General features: G+C 72.0%; 12 protein-coding genes. 7 read left to right on the plus strand and 5 right to left on the minus strand.

The genetic code is table 11. The annotated features are described in order from the left end of the window. Nucleotides 1-21: 21 nt before the first annotated feature. Genes iolD through iolC form a run of 4 tightly spaced genes read right to left on the minus strand, consistent with a single transcriptional unit; the run spans nt 22 to nt 4,729 of the window. Complete coding sequence (gene iolD / locus ABZ805_RS09545) at nt 22-1,890, minus strand: 3D-(3,5/4)-trihydroxycyclohexane-1,2-dione acylhydrolase (decyclizing) (protein ID WP_358436852.1); 1,869 nt, start codon at nt 1,888-1,890, stop codon at nt 22-24. Next, nucleotides 1,887-2,804 (minus strand): 5-deoxy-glucuronate isomerase, encoded by a 918-nt coding sequence (gene iolB, locus ABZ805_RS09550; protein ID WP_358436855.1) that lies wholly within the window; start codon nt 2,802-2,804, stop codon nt 1,887-1,889. Before iolB ends, iolD begins: the two co-directional genes overlap by 4 nt. Before the next feature lie 17 nt (nt 2,805-2,821). Next, on the minus strand, nt 2,822-3,742 hold the full coding sequence (locus ABZ805_RS09555) for a deoxyribose-phosphate aldolase (RefSeq protein WP_358436858.1): 921 nt from the start codon (nt 3,740-3,742) through the stop codon (nt 2,822-2,824). A 24-nt stretch (nt 3,743-3,766) separates the two neighbouring features. Beyond that, entirely contained in the window at nt 3,767-4,729 is a 963-nt protein-coding gene (gene iolC / locus ABZ805_RS09560; protein ID WP_358436861.1) for a 5-dehydro-2-deoxygluconokinase, read from the minus strand. Between the two features lie 371 nt (nt 4,730-5,100). Between iolC and ABZ805_RS09565 the strand changes: the two genes are divergently transcribed. From ABZ805_RS09565 to ABZ805_RS09595, 7 genes are all read left to right on the plus strand, one after another. Continuing rightward, complete coding sequence (locus ABZ805_RS09565; RefSeq protein WP_358436921.1) at nt 5,101-5,883, plus strand: GntR family transcriptional regulator; 783 nt, start codon at nt 5,101-5,103, stop codon at nt 5,881-5,883. 400 nt (nt 5,884-6,283) lie between these two features. After that, nucleotides 6,284-7,201, plus strand: coding sequence for a sugar phosphate isomerase/epimerase (locus tag ABZ805_RS09570; protein WP_358436863.1), 918 nt, complete (start codon nt 6,284-6,286; stop codon nt 7,199-7,201). 155 nt (nt 7,202-7,356) lie between these two features. After that, nucleotides 7,357-8,367, plus strand: a complete 1,011-nt coding sequence (locus ABZ805_RS09575; RefSeq protein WP_358436866.1) for a Gfo/Idh/MocA family oxidoreductase — start codon at nt 7,357-7,359, stop codon at nt 8,365-8,367. A gap of 29 nt (nt 8,368-8,396) precedes the next feature. After that, the gene (locus ABZ805_RS09580) at nt 8,397-9,251 is read left to right on the plus strand and encodes a sugar phosphate isomerase/epimerase (protein WP_358436869.1); all 855 of its coding nucleotides are present in this window, start codon (nt 8,397-8,399) and stop codon (nt 9,249-9,251) included. Between the two features lie 12 nt (nt 9,252-9,263). Then, nucleotides 9,264-10,667: a sugar porter family MFS transporter gene (locus ABZ805_RS09585; RefSeq protein ID WP_358436871.1), complete on the plus strand. Its 1,404-nt coding sequence runs from the start codon at nt 9,264-9,266 to the stop codon at nt 10,665-10,667. Nucleotides 10,668-10,736: 69 nt separating this feature from the next. Then, a complete protein-coding gene (locus ABZ805_RS09590) occupies nt 10,737-11,753 on the plus strand; it encodes a Gfo/Idh/MocA family oxidoreductase (RefSeq protein WP_358436873.1) in 1,017 nt (338 codons plus the stop codon). Between the two features lie 254 nt (nt 11,754-12,007). Then, nucleotides 12,008-14,113 (plus strand): alkaline phosphatase D family protein, encoded by a 2,106-nt coding sequence (locus ABZ805_RS09595; protein ID WP_358436876.1) that lies wholly within the window; start codon nt 12,008-12,010, stop codon nt 14,111-14,113. Between the two features lie 1,724 nt (nt 14,114-15,837). On the opposite strand, the gene ABZ805_RS09600 is transcribed toward ABZ805_RS09595, so the two are convergent. Beyond that, the gene (locus ABZ805_RS09600) at nt 15,838-16,638 is read right to left on the minus strand and encodes an SGNH/GDSL hydrolase family protein (RefSeq protein WP_358436879.1); all 801 of its coding nucleotides are present in this window, start codon (nt 16,636-16,638) and stop codon (nt 15,838-15,840) included. Nucleotides 16,639-16,738 lie beyond the last annotated feature (100 nt).

Raw genomic sequence — 16,738 nt, forward strand, 5'->3', positions numbered from 1 at the left:
GTGCTCGGGCACCCTGCGCGTTCACAGGTGGTGCCGCTGCTCCCGCACGTGTTCTTCGTAGTTCTGCCGGGCCGCCCGGGTGCTCTCCAACGCGGAGACCTCGGCGACCGGCACGTCCCACCAGGCCTCCGGCGGCAGCTGCGCCTTCGCCAGGTCGGTCTCCACGTACACCGCCGTGGGCCGCGCCGATTCCCGGGAGGCGCGCAGCGACTCGCGCAGCTCGTCCACCGTGTCCGCGCGCAGCACGTCCACGCCGAGGCTGCCCACGTTCGCCACCAGGTCCACCGGCAGCGGATCTCCGGTGAAGCGGCCGCCCTCGTCCCGGAACCGGTAGGCCGTGCCGAAGCGCTCGGCCCCGACCTTCTCCGACAGCCCGCCGATGGAGGCGTAGCCGTGGTTCTGCACCAGCACCAGGTTGATCTTGATGCCTTCCTGCACGGCCGTCACCAGCTCGGTGGGCAGCATCAGGTAGGTGCCGTCGCCGACGAGCGCGAACACCTCGCGCTCCGGATCGGCCAGGCGCGCTCCGATGGCCGCCGGGATCTCGTAGCCCATGCAGGAGAACCCGTATTCCACGTGGTACTGGTGGGGTTGCTTGGCGCGCCACAACTTGTTGAGGTCCTCCGGCAGCGAACCTGCGGCGTTGACCACCACGTCCTCGTCGGCCAGCACCTCGTCCAGCACGCCGATCACCTCGGCCTGCCCTGGTCTCCCACCCCCGTCGGCGGCCCGCGTGACGCGGTCCACCACCGCCGACCAGGTCGCCGCGGCGTCCCGGTACTCGCGCACGTACTCCTCGTCCACCCGGTGGCCCGCCAGCCGTTCCGCGAGACCGGCCAGCACGGCGCGCGCGTCCCCGACGACCGGGGTCGCCGCCTGCTTGTGCGCATCGCCCGGCGCGATGTTGACGTTGACGAACCGCACCGCCGGGTTCGCGAACAAGGTGCGCGAGGCGGTGGTGAAGTCCGAGTAGCGGGTGCCGATCCCGATCACCAGGTCCGCCCGCCGCGCCAGGTCGTCAGATGCCGAGGTCCCGGTGTGCCCGATGGAGCCGAGCGCGCGCGGATCGTCGAACCGCAGCGAACCGCGCCCGGCCTGCGTCTCCGACACCGGGATGCCGGTGTCGGAGACGAACTCCTGCAGCCGTTGCTCAGCTCCGCTGTGGTGCACCCCGCCACCGGCGATGATCAGCGGACGCCGGGCCGCGCGGATGCGTTCCGCCGCCTCGTCCAGGGACTCCGGGTCGGCCGGCGGGCGGGGCACCCGCCAGGTCCGCTCGGCGAAGAACTCCTCCGGCCAGTCGTACGCCTCGGCCTGCACGTCCTGCGGCAGCGCGAGCGTCACCGCGCCGGTCTGCACCGGATCGGCCAGCACCCGCATCGCCTCCAGCGCCGACGGGATCAGCGCCTCCGGGCGCCAGATCCGGTCGAAGTACCGGGACACCGGGCGCAGCGCGTCGTTCACCGAGACGTCCCGGGCGTGCGGGAGTTCCAGCTGCTGCAACACGGGGTCGGCGGGCCGGGTCGCGAACACGTCGCCCGGCAGCAGCAGCACCGGCAGGTGGTTGATCGTCGCCAGCGCCGCCCCGGTGACCAGGTTCGTCGCTCCCGGGCCGATGGAGGTGGTGCACGCGTAGGTGGACAGCCGGTCGCGCTGCCGCGCGTAGCCCACCGCCGCGTGCACCATCGCCTGCTCGTTGCGCCCCTGCACGTAGGGAAGTTCCGGCGTCTCCAGCAACGCCTGCCCGATCCCCGCCACGTTGCCGTGGCCGAAGATCCCCCAGCAGCCCGCGATCAACCGGGTCCGCTGCCCGTCGCGTTCGCTGTGCTGCTGCGCCAGGAACCGCACCAGCGCCTGCGCGACGGTCAACCGCCTCGTTCCGGAGCTCATCCTCGATCCCCTCCCGCTTCGGCCGCCGGGGCCGCGTACAGCGGCAGCCGCGGGTCGACCGGCTGGTCCCGCCAGGTCTCGCGCACCCACGCGTGCGCGGGGTCGTCGCAGATCAGCCACGCCCGGTCCGGGGACGGGCCCGCCATCACGTTGAGGTAGTACATGTCGTAGCCCGGCACGGCCATCGACGGCCCGTGCCAGCCGTCCGGGATCAGCACCACGTCCCCGCTGCGCACCTCTGCCAGCACGTCGGTCCGCCGATCCGGCCCGGACGGGTACACGCGCTGGTAGCCGACGCCCTCGGTACCACCGCCGGAGACGATCTCGAAGTAGTAGATCTCCTCCAGCTCCGACTCGCCGTCGCGCTCGGTGTCGTGCTTGTGCGGCGGGAACGACGACCAGTTCCCGGCCGGGGTGAGCACCTCCACCGCGATCAGCCGGTCCGCTTCGAACACGTGCGCCGCACCGAAGTTGTTCACCTGCCTGCTCGCCTGCCCGGCGCCGCGCAGCTCCACCGGCACGTCGGAGGCCGCGCCGTAGCGGGCGGGCAGCCGCCGCTCGCAGCGGGCTCCGGTCAGCGCGAACCGGCCGCCCGCCGCGCTGCGCACCCGCACCGAGGAATCCCGCGGCACGTAGGCGAAATCGGTGACGCCGCGGAACACGCTGTCGCGGCCGTCGAGTTCGAACACCGCGGTCTCACCCGCGCCGTCCACCGAGCGCACGGTGCAGCCGCCGGTGAGCGGCAGCACGATCCACTCGCTGTCGTCGGTGGCGAACTCGTGCTCCGCACCCGCCGCGAGTTCCAGCACGCGCAACGAGGAATAGCCCCAGCCCGCGCTCTCCGGGTCGACCCGCACGGCGTACTCGTCCTGCGCCGCCGTTCCCGCGGGCAGGTGGAATCGCTTGTCCGGCACCACTTCTCCCTCCGTCCTCACCGGTCGAACTCCCCCGTCGTCACCAGGCCGGCCGGGCGCAGCAGGCCCGCGGCGGTGTCCACCGCGGCGGCCACGTCACCGTCCGGCGGGTAGAGCAGGCTGCGGCCCACCACCAGCCCGTGCACGTTCGGCAGCTGCAGCGCCCGCTGCCACCGCGCGAAGGTGGCGTCCTGGTCGGCCGCGACCTCGCCGCCCAGCAGCACGGTGGGCAGCGTGGTGGTCTCCATGACCGGGCCGATCCGTTGGATGTCGTCCACCACCGGAACCTTCAGCCAGGTGTAGGCCGAGGTGCCGCCGAGCCCGGCGGCGATCGCGATGGACCGGGTGACCGCCTCCGCGGACAGGTCGTTGCGCACCTTCCCGCCGACCCGGCGGGACAGGAAGGGCTCGACCAGGGCCATCAGGCCGCGCTCCGCGAGGTCGTTCACCGCCTGCGCCGCGCCGGCCATCGTCTCCAGCGAACCGGGGTCGCCGTAGTCGAGGCGCAGCAACAACTTCCCGCCGTCGAACCGGAGCCGTTCGACGTCCTGCGCCCGGTGCCCGGTGAACCGGTCGTCGAGCTCGAAGGAGGCACCGGCCAGCCCGCCCCGGTTCATCGAACCGATGACGACCTTGTCCTCCAGCGCGCCGAGCAGCAGCAGGTCGTCGAGCACGTCGGCGGTGCCCAGCACGCCGTCCACGCCGGGCCGGTCCAGCGCGGTGCACAGCCGTTCCAGCAGATCGGTCCGGTTCGCCATCGCCAGCGCGTCGTCCCCGGCGCCCAGCGCGCCCCGCGCCGGGTGGTCGGCGGCGATGATCAGCATCCGGCCGTCGGCGCCGAGCAGCGGTCTGCGGTGCCGGGACGCTGCCGCCTCCCGGATCGCTTCGGGCCGGGTGGCGCGCACCCGGGTGAGGTCGGTGATGCTCACAGTGGACACGGTTCTCGCTTTCGCACTAGCCGCTCAGCCGGTGGCACCGGGGCGGTCGGCGGACAGGAGGCTTTCGATCTCGTGCGCGTGGGGCATGGCGGCGGAGCAGGCCAGCCGGGAGGCGACCAGCGCCCCGGAGGCGTTGGCGAACCGCATCGTCCGCGCCGCTTCCCAGTCCTCGAGCAGGCCGTGGCACAGCGCGCCGCCGAAGGCGTCGCCCGCGCCCAGCCCGTTGACGACCTCCACCGGTACCGGTGGCTCGACCAGGTCGGCGGTGACCGATCTGGCGAGCACGCCCGCCGGACCCTGCTTGACCACGGCCAGCTCCACCCCCGCCGCCAGCAGAGCGTCCGCGGCGGCGTCCGGGTCCCGGGTGCCGACGGCGCGTTCGCACTCGTCGAGGTTGCCGACCGCGACCGTGACGTGGCGGAGCGCCTGCCGGTACCAGGAGGTGGCCGCGGAGTGGTCGGGCCAGAACATCGGCCGCCAGTCCAGGTCGAAGACGGTGTGGCCGCGTCGCGCGCGATGTTCCAGCGCGGCCAGCGTGGCCGTGCGGCTCGGTTCCTCGGCCAGGCCGGTGCCGGTCATCCAGAAGATCCGGGCGGACGCGATGGCGTCCAGGTCGAGCTCGTGCGGGTGGATCTCCAGGTCGGGCGCTTTCGGGTAGCGGTAGAAGTACAGCGGGAAATCGTCCGGTGGGAACACTTCGCAGAAGGTCACCGGTGTCGGATACCGCTCGACGGGGGTGACCCACCGGTCGTCCACGTCGAACTCGCGCAGCGCCTGGTGCACGTACTCGCCGAACGGGTCGGCCCCGGTCCTGCTGATCACCGCTGCGCGCCTGCCGAGCCGGGCGGCGGCGACCGCGACGTTGGTGGCGGAACCGCCGAGGTACTTGCCGAAGGTCTCGACCTGCGGCAGCGGCACCCCCGTCTGCAGCGGGTACACGTCGACCCCGATGCGGCCCATGGTGATGACGTCGAACGGGATGCTCATCGGATGCTGACCTCCGAAACGGGCGCGTGGAGCGAAATGGGCTCGGGATGGATACCTGGTGGGGCCGCCATCCGGGCGAGGCCTGGCGGGAAGCGGAACCGCGGACGCCGGTGGTGGGGCGGACCCGCTCGGGACCGACCGCGGCAGGACCGGGGAGCACGAGAACGGGCCGCCCCCGCCCGCGTGCTCCCCGGACTCGGCCACCTCGTCCGGTGGGCCGAACCGGCGACGACCGGATCGTCACCGGGCGCCGGAACCGCGCGTTGTGATTTCGTGTCTACTCGGCCGCCACGGCGCCTGTCAATAGTATGTCCGGACATACTTACTTAAGGATGACACCCGATCTTGCTAACGTAAGGAACGTGACCTCCATGCAGCACCGATCCCGACCTGCGGACGGGAACTCCACCTGGGACCCGGCCAGCCGGATCACCGTGGACCACTCCAGCCCCGTGCCGCTGTACCACCAGGTGGCGACCCAGATCGAAGCCGCCATCGAGGGTGGCGACCTGCCGGTCGGCACCCGGCTGGACAACGAGATCGAACTGGCCGGCCACCTCGGGCTGTCCCGGCCGACCGTCCGGCAGGCCATCGGCTCGCTGGTGGACAAGGGCCTCGTCGTGCGCAAGCGCGGCGCGGGCACCCAGGTCGTGTTCAACAAGGTGAAGCGCTCCGTCGAGCTGAGCAGCTTGTTCGACGACCTCACCGAGATCGACCGCAGGCCCAGCACCCAGGTGCTGATCAACGAGGTCGAGCTGGTGTCCGACGAGCTCACCGGCACCCTCGGGCTGAAGCGGACCGACAGCGTGCTGCACCTGGAGCGCGTCCGCTACGCCGGCGGCGAGCCCATCGCCCGGATGAACAACTTCCTGCCCGCAGAGCTGATCCACCCCTCGACGGAATCGCTGATCGAGCGCGGGCTCTACCAGCTGCTGCGCGGCGCCGGCGTGCCGCTGCACGCGGCGCGCCAGACCATCGGAGCCCGCACCGCGACCGAGCAGGACGCCGAGCTGCTCGACGAACCCGAGGGCGCCGCGCTGCTGACGATGGAGCGCACCACCTACGACCAGTCCGGCCGGATCGTCGAGTACGGCTCGCACGTGTACCGCGCGTCGCGCTACTCCTTCGACCTCTCCCTCCGCGGCGACGCCTGACCGGCGGAGCCGCTCGCACCTTCCACCGGCGGCCCCGCCGGTCGATCCACCGCCTCGCCCCACGACCCTTCGCGCGCGGGCGCGCGTTTTCGCGCGCGCGGAGGCCTCGATGCGCCCTGCCGCGCCCGCCGTCCCCCGACCGGATCATCGGAATCATCCGTACGTAAGTATGTCAGGACGAAGTCTTGACACGGGTCCGCTCGCGGGGGAAAACTACGGCTACCGAATCGCGGAGACCGGCGTCACACCCGATCTCCGGAGCGGCCCGCCGCCCGGCGCCGCACCTCCGCTCCCCGACGACCGCGCCACCGGCCGAGCCCTGGCCGCGGCCGTCCGCGCGCCGATCCACCGCGCGCAGCTCCGACCCTCCGCCGCAACGCAGCAGCAGAAGGAGATTCCGATGAGCAACGGCAACGAGGCCGGCGACCGGCTGCGGGTCGGCTCGGCACCCGACTCGTGGGGAGTCTGGTTCCCCGAGGACGATCAGCAGACCCCGTGGCAGCGGTTCCTCGACGAGGTGTCCGACGCCGGGTACCGGTGGATCGAACTCGGCCCGTACGGCTACCTGCCCACCGACCCGCACCGCCTGCGCGACGAACTCGCGCGGCGCGAGCTGACCCTCTCCGCGGGCACCTGCTTCACCGCGTTCCACCGCGGCGACGTGTGGGAGCAGACCTGGGCGCACGTCCGCCAGGTCGCCGACCTCACCAGCGCGCTCGGCGCCCGGCACGTCGTCGTCATCCCGGAGATGTGGCGCGACCCGGCGAGCGGCGAGCAGCTCGAGGACCGGTCGCTCGGCGACGGTTCCTGGCGCGCACTGGGCACCGGCATCGACCGGCTGGCCAAGGCGCTGCACGAGGAGTACGGGGTGCACCTGCAGTTCCACCCGCACGCCGACAGCCACGTCGACACCCAGCAGCACGTGGAGCGGTTCCTGGAGATGACCGACCCGGAACTGGTGACGCTGTGCCTGGACACCGGGCACATCTCCTACTGCGGCGGGGACAACCTGGAACTGATCCGCAAGTACCCGGACCGCATCGGCTACCTGCACCTGAAACAGGTCGACCCGCGGGTGCTGGCCGAGGTGCAGGAGCAGGACTTGCCGTTCGGGCCGGCGGTGCGCCGCGGCGTGATGTGCGAGCCACCGCAGGGCACGCCCGCCCTCGAACCGATCATCGAAGCCACCCGCGGGCTCGACGCCGATCTGTTCGCGATCGTCGAGCAGGACCTGTACCCGTGCGCACCGGACGTGCCGCTGCCCATCGCCAAGCGCACCAGGGAGTTCCTGAACCGCTGCGGTGCGGGCGCCCGCTGAGGCACCGCACCACCACCACACCACCGCACCCGCACCCGCGGTGCGCCGCCCGCCGGTCCTGCCGGACCCCGCGGCGCACCGCGACCAGCACCCGCCGCCACCGGCCGGCGCGCACCGCGCGACGGCCCCGATCGGCGCACCCAGGAGGGACGACCATGACCGATCAGGACCTCCGGGTCGGGGTGATCGGAGCCGGCATGATGGGTTCCGACCACGCCGCCCGCATCCACGAACGACTCAGCGGCGCCCGCCTCGTCGCCGTCGGCGACCCCGACGCGGAGCGGGCGGACCGCGCCGTGCGCGGTGTGCCCGAGGCCCGCGCCGAAACCGACCCGCTGGCCGTGATCACCGCGTCCGACGTGGACGCGGTGGTGATCGCCTCTCCCGGCCCCGCGCACGAACCGCTGCTGCTCGCCGCGGTGGAACGCGGCATCCCGGTGCTGTGCGAGAAACCGCTCACCCCGGACCCCGAGTCCGCGCTGCGCGTGGTGCGCGCCGAAGCGGCGGGCGGCCGCAAGCTCGTCCAGGTGGGCTTCATGCGCCGGTTCGACCCGGAATACCTGCGTCTGAAGGAACTGCTGGACGCCGAGGAGTTCGGCCGGACGCTGCTGCTGCACTGCGCGCACCGCAATCCGTCCGCACCACCGGGGTTCACCACCGACATGCTCATCACCGACTCGGTGGTGCACGAGTTCGACACCACCCGGTGGTTGCTCGGCCGGGACCTCACCGCCGTATCGGTCCGCCAGCAGGGCACGGCGCCCAGCACCGACGCCGGCGTCCCCCAGCTCGTCACGATCGAGACCGGCGGTGGCGTGCTCGTCGACGTCGAGATCTTCGTGAACTGCGGCTTCGGCTACCAGGTCCGCTGCGAAGCGGTCTGCGAGCAGGGCACCGCGCTGGTCGGCGGCGACACCGGGATGCGCACGCACCACGCGGGCCGCTGGGGCGGCGGCGTCACCTCGGACTTCCGGCCGCGGTTCCGGCAGGCCTTCGACGCCGAGTTCCAGCGGTGGGTGCGCGCCGCCCGCGCCGGCGGTATCGACGGCGCCTCCGCATGGGACGGCTACGCCGCCGCGGCCGCCTGCGAAGCGGGCGTGACCGCCCAGCGGACCGGGCAGCGCATCGAGATCGTGCTCGCCGAACGTCCCGAGCTCTACGCCTGACCGACCTGAACCGGCCCTGAGGAGAACTGGTGAAGATCGCGCTCGACCCGAACATGTTCCGGTTCACCCCGTTGCTGGAACTGCCGAAGCTCGTCGCCGAACTCGGCTACGAGTGGATCGAACTGTCTCCGCGCGAGGACGTGCTCCCGTTCTTCCGCCACCCGCGGATCGACGACGACACCCTCCGCCGGTTCCGGCGGGAGCTGGACGCCGCCGGGGTGGGCATCTCCTCGGTGCTGCCGCTGTACCGCTGGTCCGGCCCCGACGAGGAGGAGCGGGAAGCGGCCGTGCGGTACTGGAAGCGGGCCATCGAGATCACGTCGTTGCTCGGCGTCGACGCCATGGTCTCGGAGTTCAACGGCAGGCCGGAGGACTCCAGCCGCAGCGAGGGCAAGTTCTTCAAGTCGATGGAAGAACTGCTCCCGATCTTCGAGCGGGAGGGGATCTCGCTCAGGCTCGAACCGCACCCGGACGACTTCGTCGAAGACGGACACGTCGCGGTGGACATGATCCGCGGGCTGAACTCGCCGAACGCGCAGTTCCTGTACTGCGCGCCGCACACCTTCCACATGGGCGACGACGCGCCGGGCATCATCCGGCACGCCGGTGAGCTGCTCACCCACGTGCACCTGGCGGACAGCTTCGACCACACCGCCTCGTCCGGGCTGCGCTACATCGTCAACCCGCCGGGCTCCCCGGTCCGGGTGCACCAGCACTTGGACATCGGGCAGGGCGAGGTCGACTGGGACGAGCTGTTCGGCGCGCTCCGCGACAACGGGTTCGACGGCACCATGACCGTGGCCGTGTTCGCGTGGGAGGACCGCGCCCGCGAATCCTCGGTGTTCATGCGGAAGAAGACCGCCGAGTACTTGGCCCGATGGTGAGGACGGAGATCGATGGTGGCGAGAACGCTCTCGAACGACGAGCCCGGTGAGCAGGCCGAGCTCGCCGCGGTGCGCAAGGCGAAGCGGTTCGTCCTGCTGGTGGCGATCGTGTCCGCGCTGGGCGGGGCGCTGTTCGGCTACGACACCGGGGTGATCTCCGGGGCGCTGCTGTTCATGACCCCGCACTTCGGGCTGACGCCGTTCCTGGAAGGACTGGTCACCAGCTCGCTGCTGCTGGGCGCCGCCGCGGGCGCGCTGGTCGGCGGCCGGATCGCGGACCGGGCCGGGCGGCGGCCGATGCTGATCGGATCGGCCGTGGTGTTCGTGGTGGGCACGCTCGGTTCGGCGCTGACCCCGGACGTCCCGATCCTGGTGCTCTCCCGGGTGGTGCTGGGGCTGGCGGTCGGCGCCGCCTCGGTGGTGGTGCCGCTGTACATCTCCGAGATGGCGCCGGCGCAGGTGCGCGGCAGGCTGGTCACCTTCAACGGCCTGATGATCGTGACCGGGCAGCTGCTGGCGTACGTGGTGAACGCGCTGCTCGCCGAAGCCGGGGCGTGGCGCTGGATGCTCGGGCTCGCGACCATTCCCGCGGTGTTGCTGGGCGTGGGCATGCTGTTCCTGCCGGACAGCCCGCGGTGGTACGCGGGCAAGCAACGGCCGGAGCAGGCCCGCGCCGTGCTGCACCGCGGCCGGTCGCCCGAGGAGGCCGAGCGGGAGCTCGCGCAGATCACCGCCGCGCACGAACAGCAGCCGACCGGCCGGGGTTGGCGGGAACTGCGCTCGAAGTGGCTGCGCCGGGTGTTCTTCATCGGCATCGGGCTGGCGATGCTGCAGCAGGTCACCGGCGTCAACACGATCATCTACTTCGCACCGATGCTGCTGACGCAGACCGGACTGGGCGAGGTCGCCTCCATCGCGGCGACGATCTCGATCGGGGTGATCTCCGTGCTGGCGGCGCTGGTCGGCCTGCTGCTGATGGATCGGGTCGGCAGGCGGCCGCTGCTGCTCACCGGCCAGGCCGGGGTGACCAGCTGCCTGGCGCTGCTGGGCTTGGTCTTCCTGCTGCCGACCGGTGCGAGCTGGGTCAGCTACCTGACGCTGACGATCATGGTGGTGTACATGGCGTTCCAGCAGAGCAGCGTGAGCACCGTGACCTGGCTGATGATCACCGAGCTGTTCCCGTTGAAGATCCGCGGCTTCGCGATGGGCGTGGCGGTGCTGGTGCTGTGGCTGACGAACTTCGTGGTGGCGCTGGTGTTCCCGCCGATGGTGGCGGCCATCGGGGGCAGCGCCACGTTCTGGGTGTTCGCCGCGCTCAACATCGGTTCGCTCGTGTTCAGCGTGCGGCTGGTCCCGGAGACCAAGGGGCGCAGCCTGGAAGAGCTCGAAGCCGACCTGCGGGTGCGCTACTCCTGAGCCGCTCCCCCACGCCCGGGCGGGCCGATCGGCACCTCCGCAATTCCACTCCGGACGAGAGGAACGACGATGCAGTTGGGACTGATCGGTACCGGCCGGATCGGCGCGATGCACTCCAGGACCTTGCTGGGGCTGGACGGCGTCACCGGGCTGCGGATCACCGACGCGCTCCCGGACCGGGCCGCGCGGCTCGCCGCCGAGCTGCGCGCCGACGGGCTCGCCGCCGAAGCGGTTCCGACCGAGGAAGAGCTCTACGCGGCGGGGGTGGACGCGGTCGTGATCACCGCCGCCACGCACGCGCACGCCGAGCTGATCCACCGGGCGCTGGACCGGGGCAAACCGGTGTTCTGCGAGAAACCCGTCGCCCTCGACCTGCCCGGCACCCGCGAAGTGGTGCGGCGCAGCACCGAAGTGGACGTTCCGCTGCAGATCGGGTTCCAGCGCCGCTACGACGCCGGATACCGGGCGGCGCGGGAGGCGGTCCGCAGCGGCCGCCTCGGCTGGCTGCACACGTTGCGCGCCGTCACCGGGGACCAGGACCCGCCGCCGGCCGAGTACCTGCCGACCTCCGGCGGGTTGTTCCGGGACTGCAGCATCCACGACTTCGACGCGCTGCGGTGGGTCACCGGCCGCGAGGTCGTGTCCGCGTGCGCGCTCGGGGCGAACCGCGGCGCGGCGTTCTTCGCCGAGGCCGACGACGTGGACACCTGCGTGGCGCTGCTGGAGTTCGACGACGGCACCCTCGCCACGGTGAGCGCCAGCCGCTACAACGGCGCTGGGCACGACGTGCGGTTGGAGGTGTGCGGTTCGCTGGGCGCGCTGTTCGTCGGCCACGACGACCGGGCTCCGCTGCCGTCCGCGGAGCAGGGTGTGCCCTGGCCGTCCGGCACCCCGTACCGCACGTTCCTGGAACGCTTCCGGGCGGCGTACGTCGCCGAGCTCACCGAGTTCGTCGAGGTCGCGGCCGGGCGAGCGGACAACCCGTGCACGGCGGCGGAGGCACTGGAGGCGCTGTGCATCGCGGAGGCGTGCGAGCGGTCTCGCCGGGAGCGGCGCCCGGTGAGCATCGCCGAAGTCCGCGGCTGAGCGACGTGGCGCCGGGATGTCGACGCGCACGACCGCGCCGCGCGGCCGGGCCGCCGGAACCTCGGGAAGCGTCGGAACCTCGGGAAGCACGGTCGGCGGCACCGGATGCGCCGGTGCCGGACTCGGCCGGTCCGGACAGGTGCGCGGACCCGCCCCGGCACCTCGCGGGCGCGGCGGTGTCATTCGGCGATCAGTGCGGAACTCCCGGCGCACGGCCGCTTTCACCTGGCCGCCCGGTGCGGTATGCAGGGCGCGTGACGAATGTGGTGCTGGGGCCGATCCTCCGCTACACCGACGACACGTCGGCGACCGTGTGGCTGGAACTGGACGAGGCCTGCACGGTCGAGGTGCTCGGCACCGCTGCCGACACGTTCCAGGTCGGTGGGCACCACTACGCGCTGGTCGCGCTGCGCGGACTGCGGCCGGGCACCTCGACTCCCTACGACGTGCGGGTCGGTGGTGCCGTGGTGTGGCCGGCCGCCTCCGACACCCATCCGCCGAGCCGGATCCGCACGGTGCCGCCGGGAGCTGGAGCCCGGCTGGTGTTCGGATCGTGCCGGTTCGGCCCGACGGAGGACGCGGGCCGCCGCCGAACGCTGGGGCCGGACGCGCTGGAGTCCTGCGCCCGCAGGCTGATGGACACCCCGGAACGGGACTGGCCGCACGCGATGCTGTTCCTCGGCGATCAGGTGTACGCCGACCAGACCGCGCCTGAAGTGCAGCGGGAGCTCGCGGCCCACCGGGACCTCCGCGAACCCCCCGGCGAGGAGATCGCCGACTTCGAGGAGTACACGGTGCTGTACCGGCATGCCTGGGGCGATCCGCTGGTGCGCTGGCTGCTGTCCACCGTCCCCAGCATGATGATCTTCGACGATCACGACGTGCGGGACGACTGGAACACCTCGCTGGAGTGGCGGACCGCGATGTCCGCCCAGCCCTGGTGGCGGGAACGTCTGCTCGGCGCCCTCGTCGGCTACTGGGTGTACCAGCACATCGGGAACCTCTCCCCCGACGACCTGGACGCGGACCCCACCTACCGGGCGGTGCTGGCCGCGGGTCGCACCGGGGATGCGCTGCCGGTGCTGCGCGAGTTCGCCGCGGCCGCCGACACCGAGCTGCGCACCCCGGGCACCGCGGAGGAGGTGGGCGGGCCGCGGGGCCGGTACAAGGACGTGCGCTGGAGCTACCGGCGGGACCTGGGCGCGCTGCGGCTGATCGTGCTGGACACCCGGGCGGGCCGGATCTTGGAGGGCGGCAGCCGGGCGATGCTGTCGGACGTCGACTTCGACTGGCTGCGCGAGCAGCTGCGGCTCGATCCGGCCCAGGAGCCACTGCCGGACCACGCGCGCGAGCGCCTCGCCGGGAGTCGCGGATCCGCGGGCGGCGGCGCTGCGAACGGCGTCGGGCCGGGGGCGCCACCGACCTCCTCGCCCGGGATCTCACCGCCGGGGAGCGGTGCCGGACCGGACGACGACTCGGAGCTCGACGGCGGTGTTCCACGCAGCAGCCGGTCCGAGGGGGACAGCCGGGCAGAGGGCGGCGCCCGGGCCGAAGGAAGCGGTCTGGCCGGGCTGGGCGAACGGTCCGGGCACGCCGAGGAATCTCGGCGCGACGGGGAATCTCGGCGTGACGAGGAATCTCGGCGCGACGACGACCACCGACGGAACGATGAACACCGGCGCGACGACGAACCCGGGCACGACGACGCGCCCCGACGAGACGACACAACGGCGGGCGCGGCCCACCCCGGGGATCCGGGCCGTGCTTCGGAGTCGCCGGAGCACGTCGTGATCGCTTCCTCGCTGCCGTGGCTGCTCCCGCACGCGGTGCACCACCTGCAGGCCTGGAACGAGGCGGCGTGCACGGATCGCGGCCGGTGGCCGAAGCTCGCGGAGCGCGTGCGGCAGGCGGGCGATCTGGAGCACTGGGCCGCGTTCGGCGAGTCCTTCGACCGGTTGTCGGAACTGCTTCGCGAAGCCGCGGATCGGCCGGACACCGCCTCGGTGTCGGTGCTGTCCGGGGACGTGCACCACAGCTACGTCGCGGAGGCGGTGTACGCCCCGGCGACCCGGTCCCGGGTCGTGCAGGTGACGTGTTCGCCGTTGCACAACGCGACGCCCGCGCACTTGACGACGCCGCTGCGGATGGCGTGGGCGCGCTCGTTGGCGGCGTTGTTCCGCGGGCTCGGCAGGCGGCTCGGGGTACCGCCGCTACCGCTGGCCTGGGCGAGGACGGCGGGACCGTACTTCGGCAACGCGATCGGTGTCCTCGACGTCGACGGCGCGCACGCGGTGGTGGCGCTGCAGCGCGCCGAGGAGGACGGCGCCCTCACCACCATCCACCGCTCCCGCCTGTCCTGAGCGCCGCGCCCCTCGGACGAATCCCCGCAGCTCGGAGAGCCGGTGCCGGACGAGTTGGCCCGCCGCGGCAAGTTCGGTCGAACGCCCGCCACCACTACGGCGCGCACAGCGACGCCACAGCCACCGCAGTACCCGCCGCGCGTCGCGCCGCTACCGATCGCACCGGCGCCTCCACCCGGGGCACCGCCGCGGCTCGGGTCCGTTCCGCACCGGCGCCTCCGGCCGTGCGCGCTGCCAGGTCCGAAGAACCACCGGCAGGTGATCGACGAACGCGCGCTCCCACCGACCGCCGCCGCCGCACCGCACCGCACCGCACCGAGAACAGCACTGAAGGACCGCTGTCACCGAGCACCCGGCCACGACTGACCAACCGGACCGAGAACCACCCCGGCCGAACGGTTCACCCACCCGGCACGCCGCGACGGGCCCACGCGCTCGCGACTCCGGGAGACCAGCCCGCACACCCGACCAGCCCGGGCGAGCCGCCCACGCACTCCAGACGACCAGTCCGCGCACTCCACTACCCGGGCGACAGCCCTCACCCGGCGGACACACGGACACCATCATCCGATCTCGGCAGTGATCGAGGACGCTGTGCAGCGGCCACCCGAGCAACAGGACACCCGCGGGCGCTCAGCCGCTCCCTGGTGAGAACGGCGATTCCTCCTCAGCCAGGGCCACATGTGCCGGACGACCCGCAGCCAGGTGCACCGCTGACCGCCGCTCGTCACTCCCTGCGCCGAGAGACCCGCCGATCGCTCGCCGGCGGCGAAGCCGCTGACCCGCCGACCACCAGAACAACCCGCACCGCCAACCGGAAGCCGGGCGCGCAGCGATTCCCCCGCGAGAACGGCGTTTCCTTCCCACACCAGAGCCACGTTTCGCACCACGACCGGCAACAAGGTGCACCGCAGACGCAGCTCCGTCGCACCTGCGCCAAGGAAGTCGCCGTTCACTCATCAGCGGCGAAGCCGCCGAACCAACGACCACCAGAACAACCCGCGCCACCAACCGGACTCCCAGCAACCCCCGACCAGCACGACGGTTCCTCCCACACCAGAGCCACGTTTCCCACCACGACCGGCAACAAGGTGCACCGCAGACGCAGCTCCGTCGCACCTGCGCCAAGGGACTCGCCGTTCACTCACCAGCGGCGAAGCCGCCGAACCGACCAGCACCATCCGCAGGTTCTCAGCGATTCCCCCACGAGAACAGCCATTCCTCCCGCGGCGCAGCCACGTTCACCGAACGGCCCCGCATCCGGACGCACCCGACCGCCGCTCGTCACACCTGCACCGAGAGACCCGCCGATCGCCCGCCGGCGGCGAAGCCGAACCGACGACCACCAGAACAACCGGCACCACCAGCCGGGCTCTCAGGGGTTTCCTCGCGAGGACGGCGATCTCACGGAGCCGTCCGAGAAATCGAGCTCGCGGCGCGGGAACCGCTGACTGCCCGTCGCCGAACCTGCCCGGCGGGTCGGTTTCTCGTCAGCAGCGACGCCGCTGAGCAACGACCACCCAAGACACCGGCACCGCGGCGGGTTCTCAGCGGCTTCCTCGCGAGGACGGCGATGTCGCAGTGTGCCGGACACACATCAGACATCGATCCCGCAGCGAGGAAGCCGCTGAGGTTCGGCCACCCGAGCACTGCACATCAGAAGCAGCGAGACGGGCAGTGCGGTTCCGCCATCCGCCCCGCCGAGGAGCGGACGCGGATTTCGCTCAGCCGATCGCGGACTCGACGACCGGGAGGTAGCCCTCCGCGTGTCCGGTCACGTTGGGGTGGAAGGATTCCTGCAGCGGCGTGCTGGGCCCGTTGATCCATTCCGGGTCGCCGCAGACGCCGTGGCCGTCGAAGGCGCTGCGCGGGTCGGCGTAGGTGAACCCGGCGGCTTCGGCCCGTTCGGAGATGACTTCGGCGAGCACGTCGGCGCCCTTGTTGATGCGTTCGCGCTTGGTCTCGCTGAACCCGGGGATGCCGCAGTCGCCGGTCGAGTTGATGCGCGGGTAGCCGACGACGACGATGTCGGCGTTGGGCGCGGCGCTGCGGATGCCTTCGTAGGTGGCGTCGAGCTTGGCGGGCAGTTCGTCGCGGGTGGCGGTTTCTCCGTCGGTGACGGCGGAGTCGCAGTTCTCGTCGCTGCCGAGCAGGCAGCCTTGGATGACGTTGGCGAATCCGATGTCGTTGCCGCCGATCTGCACGGTGACCAGCGTGGTGTCGGCGCTCAGCGAGCCGAGCTGGTCGGCGTTGAGGTCGTCGGTGGTCGCCCCCGAGCAGGCGTCGAAGGTGAAGGAGGCGGCGCCGTGCGCGTCGGCCCACAGCTGCGGGTAGGCCTTGGGGCTGCGCAGGCAGTCGCCGCTGTCCTCGAAGTAGTCCCTGGTTCCGGTGCCGGAGGCGAACGAGTCGCCGAGCGCCGCGTAGTTCTCGTCGGCTTGCGCGGCGTACGCCGTCCCGCCGGTGACGGATGTTCCGATGACGACGGTCGCTGCGATGGCGCGCGCGATTCCCCGAATGTGACGCATGGCTCCTCCGAACGAAGTCCTCGACCCCAGAACGCGACCGTCCCGGCCGAGATCGATTGAACGTCCCGAATGGACCACACGTGCCGTGTTGGCGAATTGA

This window comes from Saccharopolyspora sp. NPDC047091 (assembly GCF_040643635.1).
GTDB lineage: Bacteria > Actinomycetota > Actinomycetes > Mycobacteriales > Pseudonocardiaceae > Saccharopolyspora_C.

Excerpts from the sequence above, each read along its gene's own strand:
- iolD (WP_358436852.1), bottom strand. The coding sequence starts at position 1,890 with ATGAGCTCCGGAACGAGGCGGTTGACCGTCGCGCAGGCGCTGGTGCGG.
- iolC (WP_358436861.1), bottom strand. The coding sequence starts at position 4,729 with ATGAGCATCCCGTTCGACGTCATCACCATGGGCCGCATCGGGGTCGAC.
- ABZ805_RS09565 (WP_358436921.1), top strand. The coding sequence starts at position 5,101 with ATGCAGCACCGATCCCGACCTGCGGACGGGAACTCCACCTGGGACCCG.
- ABZ805_RS09570 (WP_358436863.1), top strand. The coding sequence starts at position 6,284 with ATGAGCAACGGCAACGAGGCCGGCGACCGGCTGCGGGTCGGCTCGGCA.
- ABZ805_RS09575 (WP_358436866.1), top strand. The coding sequence starts at position 7,357 with ATGACCGATCAGGACCTCCGGGTCGGGGTGATCGGAGCCGGCATGATG.
- ABZ805_RS09585 (WP_358436871.1), top strand. The coding sequence starts at position 9,264 with ATGGTGGCGAGAACGCTCTCGAACGACGAGCCCGGTGAGCAGGCCGAG.
- ABZ805_RS09590 (WP_358436873.1), top strand. The coding sequence starts at position 10,737 with ATGCAGTTGGGACTGATCGGTACCGGCCGGATCGGCGCGATGCACTCC.
- ABZ805_RS09600 (WP_358436879.1), bottom strand. The coding sequence starts at position 16,638 with ATGCGTCACATTCGGGGAATCGCGCGCGCCATCGCAGCGACCGTCGTC.